The organism is uncultured Bacteroides sp. (genome assembly GCF_902491285.1).
Taxonomy (GTDB): Bacteria; Bacteroidota; Bacteroidia; order Bacteroidales; family Bacteroidaceae; genus Bacteroides.
Map to the genome: position 1 here is coordinate 1 of NZ_CABUHK010000140.1, position 6,836 is coordinate 6,836.

The window sequence follows — 6,836 nt, forward strand, 5'->3', positions numbered from 1 at the left end:
TATTCGGCTTCACAGCCGGGTTTCAAATACATTTTAAATGCTTCTCGTTTCATGGCTTTAATCTATATTTAAAGTTAATTACTTAGTGTCTTCCGTATCGACTGCGAAGATAGGAGCCGTCGTCTTTTGTTTTACTTGATAATACTGAACGGCACTGTCGTTCATCTGCGGATACTGGTTCTTCAGCAAGCGAATCATTTCCGCACCTGCCCAAAGCACCAGTCCGTATCCGTGCGCTGCATATACATTGACCGGACGGTAATAATAAAAAGCAGGGTCAAAAGCCATTCCCGTACCTACACAAGTGCCTTCCACCTGACCTTCCGCATTGATTTTCCCGGCTACGGCATGCCAGCCCAGATGAGCGACAGGGCCATAAGCGATTGCATCAATCCAGCCTTTATTTATGGCGTGCGCCAGGCAGTAGACATAAATCGCGGTAGCGGAAGTCTCAAGATAAGAGTCGTTACGGTCGAGCAGTTGATGCCAAAGCCCTTCCCCGCTCTGCAAAGCTGTCACGCCACGCACGTGAGCCCGGAAGTAGTCCATTACTTTCGCACGTTGGGGATAATCTTCCGGCAATACGTCAAGCAGTTCGCAGGCCGTCAGCATCGCCCATCCATTGGCACGTGCCCAGCAAAAAGCAGGATGGTCGGTGCTGCTTTCCACCCAACCGTGGCGATACAGTCCTTTTTCAGGAATAAACATACGGTCGGCAAATTGCAGGAATTGTCTTACCGCTTCTGCAAGGTATCTCTCCTTCTGAGCCTTAGCATAGCAACTCATCTGCGCTACTGCGGGGATTCCCATAAACATATCATCCAGCCAGAGCGTATTATGCTGTGGGCGATTGCGGGCAAAGGTTCCGTCTGCCAGGCGGTATTCTTTATTTATGATAAAGTCGAAATAGTTGTCAATCAAGCCGTCCACAGGAAGTGAACTGTCTTTCAGGCGGACTTTTATCATGGCGGCGCATACCGCTCCCGCATCATCCAGTGCATGGGGAGTCAGGATTTGCAGCAGTTGAGGGTCAGTTGTCCCTTTCTCCCGGTACACTCGTTTGAAATGCGGAGCTACTTCCGCCAGAAACCGGAAACGGTTCTGTACATAGTTCATATAACGCTGGTCACCGGTAGTTTCGGTTGCTGCTATCAAGGCGGAATAGGTCACTCCCCATTCGTAGCTTGCCAAACGGAAGGCACCTCGTTCCAGTTGCGCTTCCTCTCCCATTGCGGTGTAATCGGTAATCTGTTTGCCTGTGTTCTTGTCTACTACACGGGCGGGAGTTTCCTTATCTATATAGGCAAACACACGGTCTACGTCTTTCTTCACTTGTTCAGGAGTCAAATCACCGTAAGTACCCTGATAAGCAGGCTGCAGCAAATGTAAAGGTGTATTGGAATCATTTACTACTGTTTTCTTTTTCTGTGCACTGACAGGCAAGGCTATCAGTAATGAAGCAATGGCTATGATACGAATATTCATCTTTTATTTTTTAGGTATTTTACATCCTCTGAATACGGTACCTTTTAATTCGGGACCGAAGTAGAATCCGGGTTGCGTAGGCTGGTTATAAGCGACATTTTGGGTTACAATGCTGATACGGTACACCGGATCTTCCAGGAAAGTATGAAAGCGGTAGTCTGTGGGAATGGTAGAAACGTAAAGCCGTAAAGCTGTATTATCGGCTGTGCGCATCAACACTTCTTCGCGCCAGTCGCCGATGATGTCGCCTTGCAGGCAAGGAGTCGCTTTCGTACCGTTATTGGAGAGGGTACCCTCGAAAATGGCGATGCGTTCGCAGATGCCTTTTTCCCAGTTGTATTTGCTCACGATATTCTTGTCCAGCAGTTCACGCAGCAAATCACCGTCCCACCAGACAGCCATATTGCAAGATAGTCCTTTCACCCGTTCTTGCACTACTTCGCCTTTCACGCTTCTGATTCCACCGGAAGCTAAAGACCACATTTCAACTCCCGGATAGGTCGGGTCGATATCAGCCGCCATGCAGCGTCCGACATCGGTATTGCTCTTTATCTGAAACAAGACTTCTCCGGTTGCCGCATCCCTGTATGTACTTCCGTCGCGTTTGTTCTCGTGGCAATCCCATACTTGCAGACCTTTGCGTGAAGGGTCGAAATGAGTCAGATGAATGGCGTCTCCATGTCCCATTTTGGTAGAATAAAGCCCTTTGCCGTCATGGTCGATAGCACATGAGCCATAAATTATCTCATCGCATCCGTCACCGTCCACGTCGCCTACCCGCAAGTTATGGTTTCCTTGTCCGGCATAGTCTTCGCATCCAGGGGTATTGCTGTCGAATACCCAACGCTGTTTCAGTTCTTTCCCGTCCCAGTCAAAAGCAGCCAGAACAGTACGGGTATAATAGCCGCGACACATCACGACACTCGGATGAACTCCGTCAAGATAAGCCACACAAGCCAGAAAACGGTCACTGCGGTTTGCACGGTTATCCCCCCAGTCCATTAAATTGCCGCGTTCGGGAATATAATCAATCGTTTTCATGGCTGCTCCAGTCAGTCCGTTAAAGACGGTAAGATATTCAGGTCCTGTCAGGATACGGCCCTGCGGGTTCCGATAGTCTGCACTGGCGTCTCCAATTATTTTACCTGTTCCATCCACAGTTCCGTCTGCGGTTTTCATCACGACTTCCGCACGACCGTCACCATCCAAGTCATAAACCATAAATTGAGTGTAATGCGCTCCGGCACGTACATTCTTTCCCAGGTCGATACGCCACAAGTGCTGCCCGTTTAGTTTATAACAATCAAAAATCACAGCTCCCGTATAGCCGTCATGCGAATTATCGTGGGCATTGCTCGGATCCCATTTCAGAATAATCTCGTATTCACCGTCACCGTCCACATCACCGATACTTGCATCATTCGGGGCATAGAAGAAACTTTGTCCCGACGGGGTTGTCCCACCTTCCGGGCGATTCAACGGGATATTCAGATAACCTGCCGGAGCATTCGCCGGCAGTTGATAACTACTTTCAGTCTTCCCTTTGACAGCTTTGACGGTATAAAGGGCGGGGGCTGTTCCTGTATATGTATCTTGGAAGAAAGTAGCCTCCTTCACCGGATGTTTATTTATCTTTTCACCATTTCTATATATATTAAATGATTCATTCATCGGGTCGGAAGAGAGATAACGCCAGGAAACGGCTACGGTAGAAGGATTCTCACGAATAGCAATGACGCCACGTCCCAAATGTTCACGTTTCAACTTCGTCAAGTCGTAGGCCGGCTGGGCTGCCAGAAAAGCAACCGTCAGACACAGGCAAAAAAAGCAGGTTATGTACCTCATAGTTTTATCGATTATCAAATTACCCCACAAATGTAAGGGAAGCGGGCTATTGATAAAATAGAATATCGTACAGAAATATGTAGAAATCATCATAAAGTATACTTTCGAGGCTATTTCTACCTATCTTGTGAACAAAATTAAAGACATATGCACGAAAATCCATTGAAAAAAAGAAGCACGTCCCTTACCTTTGCAATTAGAAATTATTATAAACAGTGAACTAATAAAACAGAACTATTGCACCATGAAGAAATCACTATTCTCATTCTTTACAGTAACACTTCTTTTTTGCCTGACGACCGTAAATCCAGCCGCTGCACAAGAGCTGCCTGCACAAAAGGAGACTTTAGAGACTATTATAAAGGTAAACGACTACTTTATGAAAAAGTACGCCGATTATACCATTCCCAGTTTTTACGGTCGTGTGCGTCCCAGCAACATATGGACTCGCGGCGTATATTACGAAGGACTGATGTCTTTATATAGCATTTACCCGCGCGAAGATTATTATCGCTACGCCTACGACTGGGCGGACTTCCACAAATGGGGAATGCGCAACGGAAACACCACCCGCAACGCCGACGACCACTGTTGCGGACAAACTTATATCGACCTATATAATATATGTCCGTCCGACCCGAACATGATTCGGAATATCAAGGCGAGCATCGACATGGTGGTGAACACTCCGCAAGTAAACGACTGGTGGTGGATTGACGCCGTACAAATGGCAATGCCTATCTTCGCCAAGTTCGGCAAAATGACCGGAGAGCAGAAGTACTACGACAAGATGTGGGATATGTACTATTATACACGCAGCCAGCATGACGAGACGGGTATGTTCAACCAGAAAGACGGTCTGTGGTGGCGCGACCAGGATTTTAATCCGCCGTATAAGGAACCGAACGGTGAAGATTGCTACTGGAGCCGTGGAAACGGCTGGGTATATGCCGCTTTAGTACGTGTATTGGATGAAATTCCTGCTGACGAGAAACACCGTCAGGACTATATCAACGACTTCCTAGCCATGAGCAAGGCATTGAAAAAGTGCCAGCGCGAAGACGGCTTCTGGAATGTCAGCCTTCATGACCCTACGAACTTTGGCGGGAAAGAGACTTCCGGCACGGCACTGTTTGTGTACGGAATGGTTTGGGGAGTTCGCAACGGACTGCTCGACCGCAAGGAATATCTCCCGATTGCTTTAAAGGCATGGAATGCAATGGTGAAAGATGCTGTTCATCCGAACGGTTTCCTAGGATATGTACAAGGTACAGGTAAGGAGCCCAAAGACGGCCAACCGGTTACTTATAAGAGTGTTCCCGACTTTGAAGATTACGGAGTAGGTTGCTTCCTGCTTGCCGGAACTGAGATTTATAAATTAAAATAAAGATAGTTTTCAATAAGGTTAAGAATAATCACCCATTAGGTTTAAGTAGAGGTTAGTTTGTAGTTAGCTCCCTCACTGACAGGTTTCGGACAGGTCAGTGAGGGATTTCAAAGAAAACAGAAAATGAAAAACAAGTTGTTTCAGTATGTATGCGGACTGATAATCACCGCATGCAGTCTGCAAATGCAGGCACAGAATAAGGTAGCTGCTCCTATGAAAGATGTCAACCAAGTGATTGACAATACGCTGGATAGCCTGAACAAAGCACGTACGTCAAGACCGGAAGCGGGTTCGAGCCGTAAGGGCAATAACCCTGTATTGTTCTTGGTGGGAAACTCCACCATGCGCACCGGAACTTTGGGAAACGGCAACAACGGTCAATGGGGCTGGGGATACTATGCAGGCGAATCTTTCGATTCCGACCGGATTACAGTAGAGAATCACGCGTTGGGCGGAACCAGCAGCCGCACTTTCTACAACCGTCTCTGGCCGGATGTAATCAAGGGTGTGCGCCCGGGAGACTGGGTAATCATCGAATTGGGACACAACGACAATGGTCCTTATGATAGCGGACGTGCCCGCGCCTCTATTCCGGGAATCGGCAACGATACACTGAACGTGACAATCAAAGAAACCGGAGTAAAAGAAACCGTATATACTTACGGTGAATATATGCGCCGCTTCATCCGTGACGTAAAGGAGAAAGGCGCACATCCTATCCTGTTCTCTCTCACTCCCCGCAATGCCTGGGAAGATAAGGACAGCACCATTGTCAAACGTGTCAACAAGACTTTCGGATTATGGGCGAAGCAGGTGGCGGAACAACAGAATGTCCCTTTCATTGATTTGAATGATATCACTGCCCGCAAGTTCGAGAAGTTCGGCAAGGATAAGGTGAAATATATGTTCTATATCGACCGAATTCACACCAGCGCTTTCGGCGCCAAAGTAAACGCCAAGTCTGCTGCAGAAGGAATACGTGCGTATAAAGGACTGGAATTAGCCAATTATCTGAAACCTGTCGAACAGGATACCGTGACAGGTTCCAGCCGCAAGGAAGGACGTCCGGTATTGTTCACTATCGGCGACAGCACGGTCAGAAATGAAGATAAAGACAAGAACGGTATGTGGGGCTGGGGAAGTGTAATAGCTGACGAGTTCAACTTGGATAAGATTTCCGTAGAAAATCGTGCGATGGCAGGACGTAGTGCACGTACTTATCTGGATGAAGGTCGTTGGGATAAAGTATATAATGCCCTGCAACCGGGAGATTTCGTACTTATTCAGTTCGGTCACAACGACGCTGGAGCTATAAATACGGGAAAAGCCCGTGCCGAATTACCCGGATCGGGAGATGAAAGTAAGGTCTTTCTTATGGAAAAGACAGGCAAATACCAAGTTGTTTATACTTTCGGCTGGTATCTTCGTAAGTTTATCAGGGACGTTCAAGAAAAAGGGGCAACCCCTATCGTACTCAGCCATACTCCACGCAACAAATGGAAAGACGGAAAGATAGAACGCAACACAGAATCTTTCGGCAAATGGACACGAGAGTCTGCGGAAGCTACCGGAGCTTACTTTATCGACCTGAATAAAATTAGTGCCGATAAACTTGAAAAGAAAGGTGTAAAGAAGGCAGCAGCTTACTACAATCACGACCACACGCACACTTCTTTGAAAGGAGCGCACATGAATGCCAAAAGTATTGCGGAAGGGGTGAAAAAGACCGATTGTCCACTAAAGAGCTATTTAAAATAATACTAAAGAGAATCCAATAAAGACAGCAAAGGACAAAGGAGAAATATAGACTATCCGGACTGCTTCGGATAGTCTATATTAAAAAAGGAATATTTAAACAGTGCTGAATGAAGAAAACAACATCGCAGATAAAGAAAAATTAAAAAGCTCCGGCATTTGCCACTACATAAATACATATTTTCATTACTTACATAGTTTATCCGACATTTTACACTTCTTTCATTTCATAATAGTTGCAAGCTGATAATCTTAAAAACAGAACATCGAGACAGAATACATTCATCTCTATTCAAGGGAAATGAATGGTCGTATCCAACATAATACAGTCGCAAATCATTGATTTATTCCACGGAATAGATTA

Annotated in this window: 4 protein-coding genes; 2 read left to right on the forward strand and 2 right to left on the reverse strand. The window is 46.5% G+C overall.

All coding sequences use genetic code 11. The features are described 5' to 3' along the window. Positions 1-78: 78 nt before the first annotated feature. Complete coding sequence (locus RDN93_RS21200; RefSeq protein ID WP_308747314.1) at positions 79-1,485, reverse strand: glycoside hydrolase family 88 protein; 1,407 nt, start codon at positions 1,483-1,485, stop codon at positions 79-81. A gap of 3 nt (positions 1,486-1,488) precedes the next feature. Then, positions 1,489-3,330, reverse strand: coding sequence for a rhamnogalacturonan lyase (locus RDN93_RS21205; RefSeq protein ID WP_308747315.1), 1,842 nt, complete (start codon positions 3,328-3,330; stop codon positions 1,489-1,491). A gap of 244 nt (positions 3,331-3,574) precedes the next feature. Between RDN93_RS21205 and RDN93_RS21210 the strand changes: the two genes are divergently transcribed. After that, the gene (locus RDN93_RS21210) at positions 3,575-4,717 is read left to right on the forward strand and encodes a glycoside hydrolase family 88 protein (RefSeq protein ID WP_308747316.1); all 1,143 of its coding nucleotides are present in this window, start codon (positions 3,575-3,577) and stop codon (positions 4,715-4,717) included. A 123-nt stretch (positions 4,718-4,840) separates the two neighbouring features. Continuing rightward, positions 4,841-6,475, forward strand: coding sequence for a rhamnogalacturonan acetylesterase (locus RDN93_RS21215; protein ID WP_308747317.1), 1,635 nt, complete (start codon positions 4,841-4,843; stop codon positions 6,473-6,475). The last annotated feature ends 361 nt before the right edge of the window (positions 6,476-6,836 follow it).

Bases quoted from the DNA above. Each gene is read 5' to 3' on its own strand.
- RDN93_RS21205 (WP_308747315.1), bottom strand. From the start codon at position 3,330: ATGAGGTACATAACCTGCTTTTTTTGCCTGTGTCTGACGGTTGCTTTT.
- RDN93_RS21210 (WP_308747316.1), top strand. From the start codon at position 3,575: ATGAAGAAATCACTATTCTCATTCTTTACAGTAACACTTCTTTTTTGC.
- RDN93_RS21215 (WP_308747317.1), top strand. From the start codon at position 4,841: ATGAAAAACAAGTTGTTTCAGTATGTATGCGGACTGATAATCACCGCA.
- RDN93_RS21200 (WP_308747314.1), bottom strand. From the start codon at position 1,485: ATGAATATTCGTATCATAGCCATTGCTTCATTACTGATAGCCTTGCCT.